This window comes from Kitasatospora sp. NPDC054768 (assembly GCF_053612025.1).
In genome coordinates this window covers 23547-41664 of the sequence record NZ_JBSHBN010000039.1, presented here as the reverse complement: position 1 = coordinate 41664, position 18118 = coordinate 23547, and the positions used below count along the sequence as shown (strand labels likewise).

Annotated in this window: 16 protein-coding genes and 1 riboswitch; of the genes, 12 read left to right on the top strand and 4 right to left on the bottom strand. The window is 74.1% G+C overall.

The window, feature by feature from the left end; translation table 11 throughout:
- The first annotated feature begins 117 nt into the window (after positions 1–117).
- From ACWGKU_RS14730 to ACWGKU_RS14705, 6 genes are all read left to right on the top strand, one after another.
- Entirely contained in the window at positions 118–381 is a 264-nt protein-coding gene (locus ACWGKU_RS14730; RefSeq protein ID WP_380545977.1) for a hypothetical protein, read from the top strand.
- Positions 382–486: 105 nt separating this feature from the next.
- Positions 487–1953 carry an NYN domain-containing protein gene (locus ACWGKU_RS14725; RefSeq protein WP_452179423.1) on the top strand — a complete coding sequence of 489 codons (1467 nt, stop codon included), beginning with the start codon at positions 487–489 and terminating at the stop codon, positions 1951–1953.
- A 198-nt stretch (positions 1954–2151) separates the two neighbouring features.
- Entirely contained in the window at positions 2152–3189 is a 1038-nt protein-coding gene (locus tag ACWGKU_RS14720) for a C40 family peptidase (protein WP_359897070.1), read from the top strand.
- Between the two features lie 338 nt (positions 3190–3527).
- Positions 3528–3681, top strand: a riboswitch (cyclic di-AMP (ydaO/yuaA leader).
- A 10-nt stretch (positions 3682–3691) separates the two neighbouring features.
- On the top strand, positions 3692–4828 hold the full coding sequence (locus tag ACWGKU_RS14715) for a C40 family peptidase (protein ID WP_401045190.1): 1137 nt from the start codon (positions 3692–3694) through the stop codon (positions 4826–4828).
- A 239-nt stretch (positions 4829–5067) separates the two neighbouring features.
- Positions 5068–6114 (top strand): C40 family peptidase, encoded by a 1047-nt coding sequence (locus ACWGKU_RS14710; RefSeq protein ID WP_401045193.1) that lies wholly within the window; start codon positions 5068–5070, stop codon positions 6112–6114.
- A gap of 182 nt (positions 6115–6296) precedes the next feature.
- Complete coding sequence (locus tag ACWGKU_RS14705) at positions 6297–7328, top strand: hypothetical protein (protein ID WP_380545971.1); 1032 nt, start codon at positions 6297–6299, stop codon at positions 7326–7328.
- Here ACWGKU_RS14705 and ACWGKU_RS14700 read toward each other — a convergent pair whose 3' ends face one another.
- Positions 7329–8699 (bottom strand): glycosyltransferase 87 family protein, encoded by a 1371-nt coding sequence (locus ACWGKU_RS14700; RefSeq protein ID WP_359897078.1) that lies wholly within the window; start codon positions 8697–8699, stop codon positions 7329–7331.
- Between the two features lie 214 nt (positions 8700–8913).
- Here ACWGKU_RS14700 and ACWGKU_RS14695 point away from each other — a divergent pair, with 214 nt between their 5' ends.
- Complete coding sequence (locus tag ACWGKU_RS14695) at positions 8914–10050, top strand: glycosyltransferase family 4 protein (RefSeq protein ID WP_359897079.1); 1137 nt, start codon at positions 8914–8916, stop codon at positions 10048–10050.
- 85 nt (positions 10051–10135) lie between these two features.
- Here ACWGKU_RS14695 and ACWGKU_RS14690 read toward each other — a convergent pair whose 3' ends face one another.
- Positions 10136–11929, bottom strand: a complete 1794-nt coding sequence (locus ACWGKU_RS14690; RefSeq protein ID WP_452179422.1) for an AMP-dependent synthetase/ligase — start codon at positions 11927–11929, stop codon at positions 10136–10138.
- Positions 11930–12265: 336 nt separating this feature from the next.
- On the opposite strand from ACWGKU_RS14690, the gene ACWGKU_RS14685 reads away from it, so the two are divergent.
- From ACWGKU_RS14685 to ACWGKU_RS14665, 5 genes are all read left to right on the top strand, one after another.
- Positions 12266–12700, top strand: a complete 435-nt coding sequence (locus ACWGKU_RS14685; RefSeq protein WP_359897082.1) for an SRPBCC family protein — start codon at positions 12266–12268, stop codon at positions 12698–12700.
- A gap of 26 nt (positions 12701–12726) precedes the next feature.
- Complete coding sequence (locus tag ACWGKU_RS14680; RefSeq protein WP_452179421.1) at positions 12727–13899, top strand: ArsA family ATPase; 1173 nt, start codon at positions 12727–12729, stop codon at positions 13897–13899.
- A gap of 140 nt (positions 13900–14039) precedes the next feature.
- The gene (locus ACWGKU_RS14675) at positions 14040–14480 is read left to right on the top strand and encodes a DUF5304 family protein (protein ID WP_401053724.1); all 441 of its coding nucleotides are present in this window, start codon (positions 14040–14042) and stop codon (positions 14478–14480) included.
- Positions 14481–14671: 191 nt separating this feature from the next.
- Positions 14672–15616, top strand: coding sequence for an ROK family glucokinase (locus tag ACWGKU_RS14670; RefSeq protein WP_401053723.1), 945 nt, complete (start codon positions 14672–14674; stop codon positions 15614–15616).
- Positions 15617–15743: 127 nt separating this feature from the next.
- Entirely contained in the window at positions 15744–16568 is an 825-nt protein-coding gene (locus tag ACWGKU_RS14665; protein ID WP_401053722.1) for an endonuclease/exonuclease/phosphatase family protein, read from the top strand.
- Here ACWGKU_RS14665 and ACWGKU_RS14660 read toward each other — a convergent pair.
- Complete coding sequence (locus ACWGKU_RS14660) at positions 16565–17311, bottom strand: hypothetical protein (protein ID WP_401053720.1); 747 nt, start codon at positions 17309–17311, stop codon at positions 16565–16567. The genes ACWGKU_RS14665 and ACWGKU_RS14660 overlap by 4 nt on opposite strands.
- A 10-nt stretch (positions 17312–17321) precedes the next feature.
- A complete protein-coding gene (locus ACWGKU_RS14655; RefSeq protein ID WP_359897094.1) occupies positions 17322–18116 on the bottom strand; it encodes an alpha/beta hydrolase in 795 nt (264 codons plus the stop codon).
- Between the last annotated feature and the right edge of the window lie 2 nt (positions 18117–18118).

Sequence of the window (18118 nt, the reverse complement as noted above, 5' to 3'; positions counted from 1 at the left end):
CCGCGATGGTTGCCCCAGGCAATAGGCTTGGGGCGGGCATTCCCGCCTCCCGCCGCCGATGCCGGGGCTCCGGGGGGAGCGCCTAGCCCACGAAGGGACCACCCGAGAGGACCCCCGATGACCGTCCCCGCCCTGACCGCCGAGACGCGCTGGCGCTGCACCCTGTGCGGCAACCTCACCCGCTTCGACGTGACCCGCACCGCGCGGGTGACCGAGTTCCTGCACTTCGACCTGGCCGGCGAGTCCAGGGTCGAGGAGACCGAGGTGCTGAGCGAGACCATCGAGTCGGTGCGCTGCCGCTGGTGCAACGCGGTGGACCAGGTCGAGCTGGTGGCCCGCCCGGGTGCCGAGGGGGCGCAGGCCCCCACCGAGCAGGGCTGACCCCACCCGCCGCGGCGGGTGGGTGCGCGGCGCACCCGCCCGCGCCGCACGGGACAATGCAGAAACAAGACGCACGGAGCGTGACGACAGGGGGAGGTCGCGGCCGTGCCCCGCTGGACCAGGATCGGAGCCGAGGACGTGGTGGACGCAGCGAAGGAGCCCGGCGAAGCCCAGGGGCTTCAGCCCGCTGCGGCCGAGGCCCGGGCCGGGGCGGCGGCCGAGGCGGCGAACGACTCCTCCGAGCCCGCGGCGGAGCACGCCGTCGAGAAGCTCGACCGGCCGCTGCCCGAGGGCGTGCGCCGGCGCGTGGTCGGGCTGGCCTCGGACGCGCTCGGCGGGCTGCCGGCGGGCGAGCTCCCGCAGAGCCTGCGTCAGTACGTGAAGTTCACGCCGGCGCGGCGGGCCAAGTACGCGGCCACCGCGCTGGCGGCGGCCCTGGAGGCGGAGCCGGCCTTCCGGGTACGGATAGCGGAGCGGCTGCGCCTCGGGCAGCCGGACCTGGTGAAGGCGCTGGAGTCGGGCACCGTCCCGAGCGCCGCCGATCCGATGGACGTCGCGGCCGCCGCCTACCTGGTGCGTTCGGCGGGCTGGAGCCGGCTGGTGGCCGAGGCCGGCGAGGAGGCCGAGCGGGCCGGCGCCGAGGACGCGGCCGCGGAGTCGGCCCGGCTGGTGGAGAAGCTGCACGCCGAGCTGGCCGAGGTGCGGGCCTCCGCGCGGGCGGACGTGGACCGGCAGCGGGCCGAGTCGGACGGCGTCCGCAAGGAGGCCGAGTCGCTGCGCAAGAAGGTGCGGTCGCTGGAGAGCGACACCCGCCGGGCGCAGGCCGAGACCCGCCGGGTGGCCGGCGAGCTGGAAGCCCTGAAGGCGCAGACCGCGGCCGAGCGCGGTGCGGCCGAGACCGAGGCGCGCAGGCTCAGGCACCGGGTCTCGGAGCTGGAGAACGCGGTCGAGCAGGGCCGCCGGTCGGCCCGTGAGGGGCGCAGCGTCGAGGACATGCGGCTGCGGCTGCTGCTGGACACCGTGCTGCAGTCGGCCCAGGGGCTCCAGCGGGAGCTGGCGCTGCCGGTCTCCCAGATCCGCCCGGCGGACCTGGTGGAGGCGGTGGTGCCGGGGGCGGCCTCGCCCCACGACGTGGCCCGGCGCGGGCTGGCCGAGGACGATCCGGCGCTGCTGGACCAGCTGCTGGCGATCCCCCAGGTGCACCTGGTGGTGGACGGCTACAACGTGACCAAGACCGGTTATCCGACGCTGCCGCTGGAGCAGCAGCGGATCCGGTTGCTGGGCGGGCTGGCGATGCTGGCGCAGCGCACCCAGGCGGAGGTCACCTGCGTGTTCGACGGGCAGGACCTGGACGTCCCGGTGATCATGGCGCCGCCGCGCGGGGTCCGGGTGCGGTTCAGCCGGACCGGGGAGACGGCCGACGAGCTGATCCGCCGTCTGGTGCGGGCCGAGCCGCAGGGCCGTCCGGTGGTGGTGGTGTCGACCGACCGGGAGGTCGCGGACGGCGTGCGGAAGGCGGGCGCGCGCCCCGTGGCCTCGGTGCTGCTGCTGAACCGGCTGGCGCGCCCCTGACCCCGACCGGACGTGCGATGCCTGGTCAGGAGTGGTTCCGGGGTGGTGTGCGGGTCCCGTGTCGTCAGTGTGCGGACCGGAGTTCACACCTACGGGGGAGTGGCAAAACGGATAGATCTTCACTAGGGTCTGGCGTCAAACCTATTTTCCGGAATCTCATCCCATCAGGTGAGTCCGTTGGAAGAAGGAGCAGGACCCTTGGCCTCCCACCGCCGTCCCAAGCAGCCGAGCCGCGCGCGGATCTCCGTGCTCACCGCTGCTGCTGCGACCGCGGTCGCCCTCTCCGCGCAGGTGGCCGCGCACGCCGCGCCGCAGCCGAACAAAACGGACGTCAAAGCGCAGATCGACCAGCTCCAGGAGGAGCAGGAGCAGGCGGCGGAGAAGTACAACGGCGCCAAGGAGCGGGCCGACCAGCTGCGCAAGCAGGCCGACCAGCTGCAGGACCAGGTGGCCCGCAGCCAGGAGCAGATGACCCAGCTCCAGGGCGGTCTCGCCGAGGTGGCGGGCGAGCAGTACCGCACCGGCGGCATCGACCCGTCCGTCCAGCTGATGCTCACCTCCGACCCGTCCGGCTACCTGGAGAAGGCCTCCACCGTCCAGCAGGCCAGCAGCAGCCAGGCCGAGGCGCTCAAGGGGCTGCTGGACCAGCAGCGCCGGCTGGACCAGGAGAAGGTCGAGGCCTCCGCCGTGCTCGCCTCGCTGGACACCACCACCAAGGACCTGAACCAGGCCAAGGCGGACGTCAACACCAAGCTGAAGGCCGCCCAGGACCTGCTGAACTCGCTGAGCGCCACCGACCGCGCCGCGCTGAAGGCCCAGCAGGCGCAGGACGACCGCGCCTCCCGCGGCAGCGACCGGGTCGACCTCAGCAGCCTGCCGCCGGCCAGCGGCTACGCGGCCGTGGCGATGGCCAAGGCGATGAGCAAGCAGGGCTCGCCGTACGTGTGGGGCGCCACCGGCTCGACCACCTTCGACTGCTCGGGCCTGATGGTCTGGGCGTACGGGCAGGCGGGCGTCTCGCTGCCGCGCACCTCGCAGGAGCAGGGCCACTACGGCACCCGGGTGCCCTCGCTGGACCAGGCCCAGCCGGGCGACCTGGTGGTCTACGGCAACGACATGCACCACGTCGGGATGTACATCGGCAACGGCATGGTGGTCCACGCGCCGCACACCGGTGACGTGGTGAAGGTGATGAAGGCCGACGCGATGTCGATCAACACCATCCGCCGGGTCTGACGGCCCGACACGCCCGCGAGGCCCCTCCGGGGGCTGTGAAAAGCGCCACCCCTCGCGCGGGGGTGGCGTTCGGCTTTCCGCCCCTTCGCGGCCACATGCTGAGAACTGATCAGCCTTCTGTGTGCCAGTGGTCACCATCGGTCATTTTCACAGAAGAACTTGGGAAATCTTCGGTCTTTTTTCTGACAAGGATTTGAACGGATCACGGTTCAGTTACTAGGGTCGTGCCCTGAACCACCGCACTGTCGATCGCCCAGCCAGGGTGGCGGCGGTGGTTACCGTCGAGTTCGTGAGGCAGCGGGGCAGGTCGAAGCGACTGCCCGACAGGGGAGCCCAGTGGTTTGGGGGCGCTGCGGAGCGGAGCCGGGGAACCACGTTCCTCCGGGGTGAATCGACGCCAGGTCGGCCGATGGAACGGCCGTGAGGCGTCGTAGGGCATGCTTCCGGCCCGAACCCGTCAGCTCACCCGGTAGGCGGACGTAGGAAGAAGGAGTCCGCCTTCGTGGCGTCCCATCGTCGTCCCAAGCCCGCAGGCCGCGCCCGGGTCTCGATCCTGACCGGTGTCGCCGCGGCAGCCGTCGTCCTCTCCGCTCAAGGTGCCCACGCCGACCCGCAGCCGACCAAGGAACAGGTCAAGGGGCAGGTCGACCAGCTCAACGAGCAGGCCGAGATCGCGACCGAGAACTACAACGCGGCCCAGGCCAAGCAGCAGGAGCTGGAGAAGCAGGTCTCCGGCATGCAGGACCAGGTGGCCCGTCAGCAGGCCCAGGTCACCGAGCTCCAGGGCGGCCTGGCCGAGATCGCCGGCGAGCAGTACCGCAACGGGGGCATATCCCCGACCGTCCAGCTGATGTTCTCCTCCAGCCCGGACACCTTCCTCAGCCAGGCCGACGCGCTGAACCAGGCCGGCAGCACCCAGAAGGGTCAGCTGAAGGAGCTCCAGGAGCAGCAGCGCAAGCTCGACCAGGACCGCAACGAGGCCCAGGGCAAGCTCGCCGAGCTGGAGTCGACCACCCAGCAGCTGAAGGCCTCCAAGGAGGAGGTCCAGGGCAAGCTGAAGGCGGCCCAGGACCTGCTCAACACGCTGACCGAGCAGGAGCGCCAGGCGCTGCGCCAGGCCGAGGAGAAGGCCGCGGCCGACGCCAAGGCCAAGGCCGACGCCGCCCAGGCCCAGCAGCAGCAGGCCGACCGCGCCTCCCGCGACAACAGCCGCGGCGACCTCGCGACCGGCTCGTCCGGCTCGTCCGCCTCGACCGCCTCCTCCCCGGTGAAGGTGGCCCCGGGCAGCTCGCGCGGTGCCGCCGCGCTCTCGGCCGCCGCCTCCAAGATCGGCAGCCCGTACGTCTGGGGCGCCACCGGCCCGGGCTCCTTCGACTGCTCCGGCCTGATGGTCTGGGCGTTCAACCAGGCGGGCGTGTCGCTGCCGCGCACCTCGCAGGCGCAGGCCTCGGCCGGCACCCGGATCGGCTCGGACATCTCCCAGGCCCAGCCCGGCGACCTGCTGATCTTCTACACCGACGCCCACCACGTCGGCATCTACGCGGGCAACGGCCAGGTGCTGCACGCGCCCAAGCCGGGCGCGTCGGTGCGCTACGAGGCCGTCACCAACATGCCGCTGGCCTCCATCGTGCGGGTCTGATCACCGCTCGGACGCTTCCAGGCCCGGCCTCCCCCAGGGGAGGCCGGGCCTGCGGTTTTTCCTGCGGCTTTTCCCGAGGGCCGATCAAATGTCCGACAACAGCCTGAATATTCGGGTTGGCAGGGGTTTGGACTCGCTTGCCCTGACTCGCTAACGTCTGCCACCGGACTCCCGCTCGACGGCCGCCCGTCCCGGTGCGGCGGCGGGAGCCGCGCCGCAGGATTGGAGCCGCTGCCGCCATGCCCGTGCACCGCCGTTCCCAACTGCTCGCCCGGGCGCTGGTGCTGACCGCGGCCGCCGCCACCGCCCTGGGTGTGGCTGCCGGAGGCAGCGCCCAGGCCGCCCCCGGCAGCCCCGACCCGGGCGACCGCCAGGACGTCAAGACGCAGGTGGAACAGCTGTACGATGAGGCCGAGCAGGCGTCCGAGAAGGCCAACGCGGCGCAGGAGGCCCAGCGGCGGCTCCAGGGCGAGACCACGATCCTCCAGGGCGAGATCGCCGTGGCCCAGGACCAGCTCAACGGGCTGCGGGGCGACCTCGCGACGGTGGCCGGGGCCGAGTACCGCGGCGGCGGGATGACCCAGACCGCCCAGCTCATCCTCTCGCCCGACCCGGAGGGCTACCTGTCCCGCGCCCGCGCCCTGGGCCAGGCCGCCGCGCGCCAGCAGGAGACCCTGCACGAGCTGGTCGCCCGGCAGCGCCGGCTCGACCAGCGCCGGACCGAGGCGGCCGGCAAGCTCGACGAGCTGGACCGGACCCGCCGCTCGCTCGCCGACAGCAAGCAGCAGATCCAGCAGCGGCTGGCCAGCGCGCAGAAGCTGCTGAACGGTCTGGGCGCCGCCGAGCGGGCCCGGCTGACGGTCCAGGACGCCCGGGACGCCGAGCAGCGCGCCACCCGGGGCACCGACCGGCTGGACCTCGGCACCGCCCCGCCCGCCTCCGAGCGCGGGGCCGCCGCGCTGGCCGCCGCGGTGCGGATGATCGGCTCCCCGTACGTCTACGGGGCCACCGGCCCGCACGCGTTCGACTGCTCCGGTCTGATGTACTACAGCTGGCGGCAGGCCGGAGTGACCCTGCCGCGCACCTCGCAGGCCCAGGCGTACGCCGGGCAGCGGGTCAGCCTGTCCGAAGCGCGACCGGGAGACCTGGTGATCTTCTACCGGGACATGCACCACGTCGGCATGTACGCCGGCGGCGGCGTGATCGTGCACGCCCCCCGCCCGGGCGCCAAGGTCCGCTACGAGAGCGTCACCGCCATGCCGGTCTCCGGGGTGGTCCGGCTCTGAACGCCCCGCCGTCCGGCCCCGCCGACCCCACTGGCCCCGCCGGTACATCCGGCTCCCGCCCCCGCCGGACGCTGTCCCGGCGGGGCGCGCTGCTGCTCGCGGCCGGTGGGCTGGCCCAGCTGTCGCTGCCTCCGGCCGCCCCGGCGGCGCCCGCGGCCCGCTCGGCGGACCGGCACGCCGAGGTGGCCGCCGCGCTGGCGGAGCGGGCGCGTTCGGCGCCGCCGTGGGCCGGGCTGCCGGTGGCCGGGGCGGGGTACCGCAACCTGGTGCTCGCCGCCTCCGGCGGGCCGGAGCGGCTGACCGCCGCCGCCGAACTGGCGGTGCGGATCGCCGGGTACGACGAGTACCCGGTGGTGTACCCGCGCCGGATCGAGCTGGTCCGGGCCGGCGACGGCTGGCGGGTCGAGCGCGAGGAGAGCGCGGGCGGCCCGCCGGCGCCGTGGGACTTCGGGCCGCTCCGGTCGGCTCCGGGAGCGAACTGCCTGGTGGTCGGGCCGGCCGCCGGGCCCGACCCGGCCGAGCTGGCCGCGGTGGGGGACCGGGCGGTGCCCGCCGTCACCGAGGTCTGGGGCGGCGCCTGGCCGGAGCGGCTGCTGCTGGAGCGGCCCGCCACCGAGGAGCAGTTCGCCCGGCTGCTGGAGGGCGACCCGGACGGCTGGACGGGCATGGCGGCGGTCACCGTGGCCGCCCCCGGCGCACCGTGGCACACCCCGGCGGACCGGGTGCTGGTCAACCCGGAGGTGTACGGGCGGCTCAGCGACTTCGGCCGCCAGGTGGTGATCACCCACGAGGCCACCCACGTCGCGACCAGGGCCGACACCCGGGCCTGGACCCCGCTGTGGCTCTCCGAGGGCGTCGCCGACTGGACGGCGTACCGCGACTCGGGCCGCAGCCCGCAGCAGGTCGCCCCCGAGCTGGCCCGGGACGTCGCCGCCGGGAGGACGCCCACCGCGCTGCCCGCCGACCGGGACTTCGCCGCCGGGGCCACCGGCATCGCCCAGGCCTACGAGCAGTCCTGGCTGGCCTGCGAGCTGATCGCCCGCACCCACGGGCCGCAGCGGCTGGTCGCCTTCTACCGCGCGATCGGCGCGGCCGACGGGCAGGGCGAGGACCGGGAGCGCCGCACCGACCGGCTGATGCGCCGCGAGCTGGGCGTCGGGCTGGAGGAGTTCACCCGGCAGTGGCTGGCGCGGATGGCGGAGCTGAGGGGCTGATCAGCGGCGCTGCTCGGCCGGGGCGCCCGGGTGGTCGATGCCGTCCAGCAGGTCCTGCTCGTAGGCGATGCCCGGGCGCACCGGGTAGCCGGCGGACGGCAGCGCGGCGGGCTCGCGGTCCAGCACCACGGTCGGCGGCAGCGGCGCCTCGCCGCGGGTCGAGCGCCAGAGCCGGACGCAGGAGAGCACGGCCGCGGCCAGCAGCAGCAGGTTGCGCGCGGCCAGCACGGTGACCGCCACCGGGTCGCTGGCCAGCACCTGGGTGAACATGGTCGGGAACTCGACCAGGGTCAGCGGGCAGGCGAGCAGGATCAGTACCGCCACCGGCCGCTGGCTGCTGTTGCGCACGGTCAGGCAGACCGCCGCGACGCCGACCAGCCAGACCAGGTACTGCGGGCTGATCACCCGGCTGGTCACCACGAAGATCAGCAGCGCGCAGAGCGCCGCGTCGTACATGGTGGCCGCGCTGCGGCGCTTGGAGGTGTAGCGCCACAGCAGCAGCCAGGCGAAGCCCAGCACGGTGCCGGCCATCATCACCTTGCTGATCACGCTCACCCACGGCCCGAGCATCTCGGGGGAGCCGTAGTTCATCGTGACCCTGCCGTCCCAGCCGCCGGCGAGCCGGGCGAAGTGCAGCGGCAGCGCGCCGAGCGACTCGACCTCGATGCCGCGGTCCTTCTGGAAGGCCAGGAAGTCGAAGGCGCCGTTCATCCCGGCGGCCAGCAGGAAGCCGATCGAGACGGCGGTGGCGCCGGCCAGCGTCCAGGAACGGCGGGTGCGGCGGCCGGAGGGGGTGCCGATCAGGCCGAGCAGCGGCCAGATCTTGACGATGCCGCCCAGGCCCAGCAGCAGCCCGCCGACCGCAGGGCGGCGGATCAGCGCCAGCAGACCGGCCAGGGCGACCGCGGTGACGATGACGTCGAAGCGGTTGTAGATCATCGGGCCGAGCAGCGGGACGCCCACCACCCACATCCAGGCGCCGGTCAGCGCCCGGCCCCGGCGCAGGCCGGTGCGCACCAGCAGCGCGGCCGCGGCGGCGTCGGCGATCCCGCAGATCACCCAGAACGAGACCAGGTACGACCAGGGCAGCAGGCCCGGCAGCAGGATCACCAGGGCGGCGCCCGGCGGGTACTGCCAGGTCACGTCGTCGAAGGGGAAGGTGCCGGTCTGGAGCACGCCGTACCAGGCGTGGTAGATCATCCAGACGTCTGCCGTGACGTCGCCGCCGGGCGCCTTCAGCACGCCCGTCGCCAGCAGCACCAGCAGCGCGCGGGTGGCGATCCAGGTGGCGCCGAGCGCGGCGAGCGCCCCGAGCGGGCGGCCGAGGCGGCCGCGTGAAGAACCGGGCTCGGTGGCCGGGGCCAATTCCACTGCGCTCCCTCGTTCGTCTCGGACGTCCCCACCGGAGGCGTCGTGGAGACGGACGCCCGGGCCGCGTCGCACTGCGGCCTAGGTACTAGGACTGACCCGGGGGTCAAACGGTTGCCGTGCGCGGTTCCGTTCCCGGCGGGTCATGGTGTTGACCTATCGTACGGATCACCCAGCGGTACACCGCGCACCCCCCGACCGAGCGAGCCGTGGCCTGATGCACAGAACCTTGATCGTCACCAATGACTTCCCGCCGCGCCCCGGTGGCATCCAGGCCTTCGTGCACAACATGGCCGTCCGTCAGCCCGCAGGCAGTGTCGTGGTGTACGCCTCGACCTGGCGGGACGGCAGCGAGGTGGCCCGCTTCGACGCCGAGCAGCCGTTCCCGGTGATCCGGGACCGGACGAAGGTGATGGTTCCCACACCGCGGGTCACCCGGCGGGCCGCCGAGATCCTGCGCGCGGAGAAGTGCGACTCGGTCTGGTTCGGCGCCGCCGCGCCGCTCGGGCTGATGGCGCCCACGCTGCGCCGGGCCGGGGCCGGGCGGCTGCTCGGCATGACCCACGGCCACGAGGCCGCCTGGGCCCAGCTGCCGGTCTCCCGGCAGCTGCTGCGCCGGATCGGCGCCGGCACCGACGTGCTGACCTACCTGGGCGAGTACACCCGCTCCCGGATCGCCGCCGCGGTCGGGCCGCAGGCGGCGGCCCGGATGGTCCAGCTGCCGCCGGGCGTGGACGAGACGACCTTCCACCCGGGCTCCGGGGGCGCCGAGGTGCGCCGCCGGCTCGGGCTGGCGGACCGGCCGGTGGTGGTCTGCGTCTCCCGGCTGGTGCCGCGCAAGGGCCAGGACACCCTGATCGAGGCGATGCCGCAGATCCTCGCCGACGTGCCGGACGCGGTGCTGCTGATCGTCGGCGGCGGCCCGTACCGGGCGGACCTGGAGAAGCTCGCCGACGCCACGGGCGTGCGGGACTCGGTGCGGTTCACCGGCTCGGTGCCGTGGGAGGAGCTGCCCGCCCACTACGGGGCCGGGGACGTCTTCGCGATGCCGTGCCGCACCCGGCGCGGGGGGCTGGACGTCGAGGGCCTGGGCATCGTCTACCTGGAGGCCTCGGCGACCGGCCTGCCGGTGGTCGCGGGGGACTCCGGCGGCGCGCCGGACGCGGTGCTGGAGGGCGAGACCGGGTACGTGGTGCCCGGCGGCTCGGCCCCGGCGGCGGCCGAGCGGATCGTGCGGCTGCTGCGCGACGAGGAGCTGCGGCGGCGGATGGGCGAGGCCGGGAGGCGCTGGGTGGAGCGCTCCTGGCGCTGGGACCTGCTGGCCGGGCGGCTGACCTCGCTGCTGGCCGGGTGACGCCGACGGGCCCCGCCACTTCCTGGAGTGGCGGGGCCCGTCCGGCGCCCGCGGTCGGGCCGCGTCGGGCGGCCGCTTCCGGCGGCTACTTCCGGTAGAGCGCCTCGATGTCGGCCGCGTAGTCCTTCAGCACGACGTTGCGCTTGAGCTTGAGCGAGGGCGTCAGGTGGCCGCTCTCCTCGGAGAACTCGGTGTCCAGCAGCCGGAACTTCTTGACCGCCTCGGCGTGCGAGACGGCGGCGTTGCCGTCGTCCACCGCGCTCTGGAGGGCGGCCAGCAGGTCCGGGTCGTCGGCGAGGTCGGCGACGGTGGCGCCGGCGGGCTTGCCGTTGAGCTCCTTCCACTTCGGGAAGAAGTCCGGGTCGACGGTGATCAGGCAGGCGATGAAGGGCTTGCGGTCGCCGACCACCATGACCTCGCCGACCAGGGCGTGGGCCCGGATTCGGTCCTCGATCACGGCGGGGGCGACGTTCTTGCCGCCGGCCGTGACGATGATCTCCTTCTTGCGGCCGGTGATGGTCAGGTAGCCGTCGGAGTCGAGCGAGCCGAGGTCGCCGGTGGCGATCCAGCCGTCCTTGAGGGTGTCGGCGGTGGCCTTCGGGTTGTTCCAGTAGCCGGTGAAGACGTGCGGGCCCTTGAAGAAGACCTCGCCGTCCTCGGCGATCCGCACGGAGGAGCCGGGCACCGGCTGGCCGACCGTACCGATCTTCTGCTTGTCCCACGGGTTGAAGGCGGTGGCCGCGCAGGTCTCCGTCAGGCCGTAGCCCTCCAGCACGGTGAAGCCGATGCCCCGGTAGAAGTGGCCCAGGCGCTCGCCGAGCGGGGCGCCGCCCGAGATGGCGTAGCGGGCCCGGCCGCCGAGGGCGGCGCGCAGCTTGCCGTAGACCAGCTTGTCGAAGACCGCGTGCTTGAGCCGCAGCAGCAGACCGGGGCCACCGGCGTCCAGCGCCCGACTGTAGGCGATCGCGGTGTCGGAGGCCTTGTCGAAGATCTTGCCCTTGCCGTCGGCCTGGGCCTTGGAGCGGGCGGTGTTGTAGACCTTCTCGAACACTCTGGGCACGCCCAGGATCAGGGTCGGCTTGAAGGAGGCCAGCTCGGCGGTGACGTCCCGGATGTCGGAGACGTGGCCGAGCTTGATCGGGGCCATCGCCGGGGCGATCTCGACGAGCCGGGCGAAGACGTGGGCCAGCGGCAGGAAGAGCAGGACCGAACTCTCGCCGGTGTTGAACATCGGGGCCAGGCGCTCGACGACGTTGCCGCACTCGGCCAGGAAGTTGCCGTGGGTCAGCTGACAGCCCTTCGGGCGGCCGGTGGTGCCCGAGGTGTAGACGATGGTGGCGATGTCGTCGGGGCCGGCGATCCGGCGGCGCTCCTCGATCGTCGCGTCCGGGACGTCCTGCCCGGCCTCGGCCAGGGCGGCGATCGCCCCGCCCTCGATCTGCCAGGTGTGCTTCAGCTCCGGCAGCCGCTCGCGGACCGCGCCGACCACCCGGACGTGCTGGTCGGTCTCGGTGATCACGGCGACCGCGCCGGAGTCGCCGAGGATCCACTCGACCTGCTCGGCGGAGGAGGTCTCGTACACCGGCACGGTGATCGCGCCGGCCGTCCAGATCGCGAAGTCCAGCAGCGTCCACTCGTACCGGGTACGGGACATGATGGCGACCCGGTCACCCGCCTCGACACCGGCGGCGATCAGGCCCTTGGCGGTGGCGTGCACCTCGGCCAGGAACTGGACCGACGTCAACTCCTGCCACTGGCCGTCCACCTTCCGGCTGAGCACGGCGAGATCCGGGTGCATCTCGGCGTTCCGGTGCACCGGGTCGGCGAGGTTGCCGTTGCTCGGTACCTGGTAGAGGGCCGGAAGGCTGAAGTCGAGCAAGACTGCTCCTCGTACGCGACGCTGCGGGACGGCAGGACGTTACTGCCCGGTAGGCAGCTTCGACCAGAGGGGTCGGCTCCGGTGTTCGAAGTGTCACACCCGGCCGGGTCGGACCAGGCCGTGACCGGGTCGTTCGAATGGCACCCTATGACAGAGCAGGGCGACCGGCCGGTAACATGCCCGGCCGCCCGGCGCCCGCCCGCGCCACGGCAGCCCGCCGGGCACGGCCCGCCCCGCCGCGCCGCCCGCCGGGCGCGATAGCCTGCTCCGGGCGGACCGGGCCGAGCGCGCCCCGGCCGGACCGGCAGGCAGAGGGACGAGGCGGAGGGCCATTCCATGGCGGAGCACACCAGGTCGAGCATCACCATCGACGCGACCCCGGCCACGGTCATGGCCGTGATCGCCGACTTCGCCGCCTACCCGGCCTGGACCGGGGAGGTCAAGGAGATCGAGGTCCTCAAGGCTGGCGAGGACGGCCGCGCCGCCGAGGTCCGGCTGCTGCTCGACGCCGGCGCCATCCGCGACGAGCACGTCCTCGCCTACACCTGGGACGGCGACCGCGAGGTCTCCTGGACCCTCGTCCGCAGCCAGATGCTCCGCTCGCTGGACGGCTCCTACACCCTCGCCCCGCTGGCCGGCGGCCGCACCGAGGTGACGTACCAGCTCGCCGTGGACGTCAAGATCCCGATGCTCGGCATGATCAAGCGCAAGGCCGAGAAGGTCATCATCGACCGCGCCCTGGCCGGTCTGAAGAAGCGCGTCGAAGGCTGACACGACCGAACGGGGGGCCGGACGGCATGACGGCGACACGCACCATCCTGATCAGCGGTGACTCGGGGGCTCCCACGGTGGCCGCCGCCACCGCCCTGCACGCCGCCCGGCGCGGCCACCGCACCTGGCTGCTGGCCGCCGACGACCCGCACCGCGCCCTGGACTCCGCCCTCGGCACCCGGCTGGAGCCCGAACCGCTCCTCCACGCACCGGGCCTGACCGTCTCCCGGATCGACGAGCAGGCCGCCTTCCGCTACGCCGTCGGCGAGCTCACCGGCCGGCTCAAGCCCGCCCTCGACCTGCTCGGCGCCGAACAGCTCGACCCCGAGGAGCTCACCGCCCTCCCCGGCATCGCCCGGCTCGCCCTGCTGCGCGCCCTGCCCGCCGCCGACCAGGACGTCCTGGTCGTGCTCGCCCCGCCGCCCGCCGAGCTGATCGCCACCCTCGCCCTGCCCGAACAGCTCGCCCGCTACCTGGACCGGCTCGTCCCCGAGCAGCGGCAGGCCGCCCGGGCGCTGCGCCCGCTGCTGGCCGGACTGGCCGGCGTCCCGATGCCCGCCGACTGGCTGTACGAGGGGCGCACCAAGGCCGTCGCGGCGCTCGCCGAGTCCCGCGCCGCGATCACCGGCCCCGGCACCAGCGTCCGGCTGGTCGTCCCGGCCGACGGCCACCCGTACCGCGAGCTGCGCCGGATCCGGGCCGGACTCGCGCTGCACGGGCACCGGCCGGACGCCGTGGTGGTGCACGGCGCGCTGCCCGGGGCCGCCGCCTCCTCGCCCGACCCCTGGCTGGCCGCCCTGGCCCGCCGCCGGCAGGAGGAGCTGACCGCGCTCGCCGCCGAGACCGACGCCCCGGTGCTGGTCACCGGCCTGGCCGACGCCACCCTGGAAGCCGTCGCCGACCGGCTCTACGGGGACGGGGACGGGCCCGAGCGGCTCACCCCCGGGCCCTGGCCGGTCGAGGACCGGCTCGCCGAGGAGGGCCTGCTGGTCTGGCACCTCGACCTGCCCGGCGCCGACCGCTCCGAACTGGACCTGGTCCGCCGGGGTGACGAACTGGTGGTCGGAATCGGCACCCACCGCCGGGTGCTCACCCTCCCGTCCGCGCTGCGCCGCTGCACGGTGGCCGGGGCGGGGCTGCACGACGGGGTGCTCTCGGTGCGGTTCGCGCCCGACCCGGCGCTCTGGCCCCGGGGCTGACGGGGGTTCGGCGGCGCTTCAGTGGCGCTTCGGCGGGGGTCCGGCGGGGGGTCCGGCGGCTTTTCGGGCCGCCCGGCCGGTCGGGTAGCGTCGGGCCCAAGGGGCCGCGGGGTGCGGCCACGGCTGAGGAGGCGCCCGCGATGACCAGCACCGACGACCGCACCGAGCCCGGAGGCCGGCCGGACGGCGAGCAGGACGGCGAGCAGGGCGGCCAGGGGCACCCGTTCGGGCCGGAGCTGGGCCCGCTGGTGGACGAGGTGCGCCGGTTCGCCGGTGCGCTCGGCGACAAGGCCCAGGAGGCGAGCGCCACCACCCTGATCACCCTGTCCGGGCTGGCCGACCGGCTGCGCACCCAGCAGCCGGAGGTCTACTCCCACCTCGCCGCGGCCGGCACCGGGCTCGCCGCCGCGGGCGCAGAACTGCTGGCCGCCTACCGCGCCGCCGTGGCCGGGCACGAGAGCCGCTGGACCGCCGGGGAGGGCGCGCCGACCGAGAAGATCGACCTCGACCTCGACGGCGATGGCGGCGGCGACCTCGGCGGCGATGTTGACGAGGCTGACGGGTCGTCCGTCAAGCAGTGAAACCGTGACTTTCGGAGGGTGATCGGGTTGCTCTCGTACGTCACGAAGAAGGAGATTAGATACGACTTTTGAAGCATCACGGCCAGGCTGGCCCAGGATTGTCTTCGGATAATGTATGCGAGGCTGTGTACGGGGGCCGGGTTGGACGGTAGCGTTCCGTCCAGCGGAACGAGTGAATAGCTGAGGGACACATGGCTCTGACCATCGGCGTCGATGTCGGCGGGACCAAGATCGCGGCAGGCGTGGTCGACGAGGCGGGCGCCATCCTGGCCCGGACCAGGGTGCCCACCCCGGCCGACCCGCAGTGGGCGGTCGACGCCATCGCGCAGGCCGTGCGCGAGCTCAAGGAGGAGCACCCCGGTGTCACGGCGGTGGGCGTCGGTGCCCCCGGGTTCGTCGACAGCAACCGCTCGACCGTGATCTTCGCTCCCAACATCGACTGGGAGAACGAGCCGCTGCGCGGCCGGATCGAGGAGCTCACCGGCCTGTCCACCGTCGTCGAGAACGACGCCAACTGCGCGGCCTGGGCCGAGTTCCGCTTCGGCGCGGCCGCCGACCACCGCGACATGGTGCTGATCACCGTCGGCACCGGCATCGGCGGCGGTATCGTCCTGGACAACCGGCTGCACCGCGGCCGCTTCGGCGTGGCCGGCGAGATCGGCCACCTCAACATGGTCCCCGACGGCCTGCTCTGCGGCTGCGGCGGCAAGGGCTGCTGGGAACAGTACGGCTCCGGGCGCGCGCTGCGCCGCTACGGCCGGGAGAAGGCGGCCGCCGACCCGCAGCGCGGCCACCGGATGCTGGAACTCAACGACGGCGTGGCCGAGACCATCCGCGGCATCCACATCACCCAGGCCGCGGCGGAGGGCGACCCGCTCGCCCTGGAGTGCTACGCGGAACTGGCCGACTGGCTGGGCCGCGGCATGGCCGACCTCGCCGCGCTGTTCGACCCGGGCGTCTTCGTGCTCGGCGGCGGCGTCTCCGACTCCGGCCGGCTGCTGCTCGACCCGGTCGCCAAGGCGTTCGAGCACTACCTGACCGGTGGGGTGCACCGCCCGCGCGCCGAGGTCGTGCTGGCCTCGATGGGCTCCGCCGCCGGCATCGTCGGCGCGGCGGACCTCGCCCGCACCGCCTGACCCCCTCCGAGCCCGCCGGCGGCGGTGCGACCGGGCCCCGACCGATCCCGGACGCACCGCCGCCGTCGCACGTCCCGGCCCGGCCGCGTACGGTCGGATCGATCCGGTGACCGCCCAGGGGAGGACCATGAGCGCCGCGACCACGACCACCGCCATGACCGGGACCGCCGCCGCGACCGGGACCGCCGCGCGGGCCGAACCGCTGCCGCCGCCCGGCCCGGGCCGGCTGCGGCTGCTCAGCTACAACATCCGCTCGCTGCGCGACGACCGGCGGGCGCTGGCCCGGGTGATCCGGGCCTGCGAGCCGGACGTGGTCTGCGTCCAGGAGTCCCCGCGCTACTGGCGGCCCGAGGGCCAGGCCGCCTGGCTGGCCCGGAGCACCGGCACGGCCGTGCTGGCCGGCGGCGGCCGCACCGCCGCCGGCCCGCTGCTGCTCGGCCGGCCCGGCGCGGTGGAACTGCTGGAGGTGCACGACCGGCTGCTGCCCAAGACCCGCGGCCTGCACGCCCGGGGCTTCGCCGGCGCGCTGCTGCGGCTGCCCGGCACGGCGCCGTTCAGCGTCACCAGCTGCCACCTCAGCCTGGACCAGGAGGAGCGGTACGGGCAGTTCGAGCTGCTCCTCGACCAGCTCGCAATCGCCGAACTCGGCGTCGTGGCAGGGGACTTCAACGAGCACCCGGACGGGCCGGGCTGGCGGCTGCTGGCCTCGCGGCTCCAGGACGGGTACCCGACCGCGCCCTGGGGAGGCGAGTTCACCTCCGTACCGGAGCGCCCCTACCAGCGGATCGACGCCGTCTTCGCCACACCCGGGATCACCGTCCTCGGCTGCGGGGTGCCGCACGGGCTGCCCGGTGTCAGCGAGGCCGACCTGCGGGCCGCGACCGACCACCTGCCGGTGCTCGCCGTCCTCGAACTGCCGACGAGCCGGCCGGGTGGTCAGCAGGTCCGCTAGACGACCGCGCCGTGGTCCGGGTCCTCCGGCTCGTCCTCGTCGCGGTCCTTCATCCGCGCGACCAGGGTCACGAAGCCGCCGAGGAAAGCGGTGATCCCGACCCAGGCGGGCCAGCCGGAGATCTCCCGCCAGACCACCGCGTCGACCAGCAGCAGCGCCGGGCCGCCGAGCACCGCCAGCCAGGCGAACTTGGCGGTCACGTCGGCGGCCGGCAGCGGCGGGGGCTCCGGCGGGACGAAGTGCCCCTCGTCGGTCTCCTCGGCCAGTTCGAAGTCGCGCGGGCCCGCGCCGCCCGCCGGCATCACCGGCCGGCCGGAGCGGGGGCGGGGCTGCGGGGCGAGGTCGGCCAGGTCGTCCTGGTCGCCGCGGCCGCCGGCACCGCCTTCCTTGTAGCCGCCCTTGAGCTCGTTCTGCGCCCGGAGGTTCTCGACCTCGGGCCAGTTCGGGTTGTTGAGGTCGACCGGGTCGTCGAACTGTGCCACCAGGGCGGCGAAGATCGCGTCCTGCTCGGCCTGGCTGCGCTCGGGCGCACGGCGCGGACGGCGTTCGGCGGTGTCGCCCGCGGCCTCTCCCGCGGAGCCGGTGGCGGCGTCCCGGCCGGGTGGGGGCGTCGCCGTGCCCTCCGGGCCGGTACGGTCCGTCGGCGCACCGCCCGGGGTGGCGGCGTCCGTCCCGCCGTCCTTGGTCGCGCCGTCCTCGCGGGGAGTCTCGTCCCCGCCGCCCGCCGTGCTGCTCTCGTGCACTTCCGGCCCTTCAGCCATGGTGATCGTCGGATTCGACCCGGGTGACGCCCGCCGCGTGCGCGGGGGCCAGCCGTTGGATGAAGTCCTGGCCGGCCGCGAATATTTCCGCCGCGTCGTGGTCCAGCGTCGCGACGTGGAAACTGCGCTGGCACAGCCGCTCCGTCACGTCCGTCGAGGATATCCGGGCCAGTACCAGTTCCGAGTTGGCCGGCGAGACGACGTGGTCCTGCGGGCTGTGGAAGAGCAGCACCGGCTGGGTCACCTCCGGCAGCAGCCGCTGGACCTCCCGCCACAACCGGCTCAGCGACCAGGCGGCGTGCAGCGGGGTGCGGTCGTAGCCGACCTCGACCGCACCGGCCCGGGCGATGTCGTTGGCGACCCCGGGCAGGCTGGGCAGCAGGTGGCGCAGCACCGGCAGCAGCACGCTCGCGGGGGTGTCCGAGCGCACCGACGGGTTGACCAGCACCAGCCCGGAGACCGTCGGCCCGTGCAGCGCGGCGAGCCGCAGCGCCAGCGCGCCGCCCATCGACAGGGCGCAGACGAAGACCTGCTCGCACTCGTCGGCGAGCGCCAGCAGTTCGCGCTCGACCTCCGCGTACCAGTCCTCCCAGCGGGTGAGCTGCATGTCCTGCCAGCGGGTGCCGTGCCCGGGCAGCAGCGGCAGCGAGACGGTGAAGCCGGCCGCAGCCAGTTCGTCGGCCCACGGCCGCAGCGACTGCGGCGACCCGGTGAAGCCGTGGCAGAGCAGCACTCCCACCGGCCCGCCGGTGTGGCGGTACGGCTCGGCACCGGGCAGCAACGGCATGG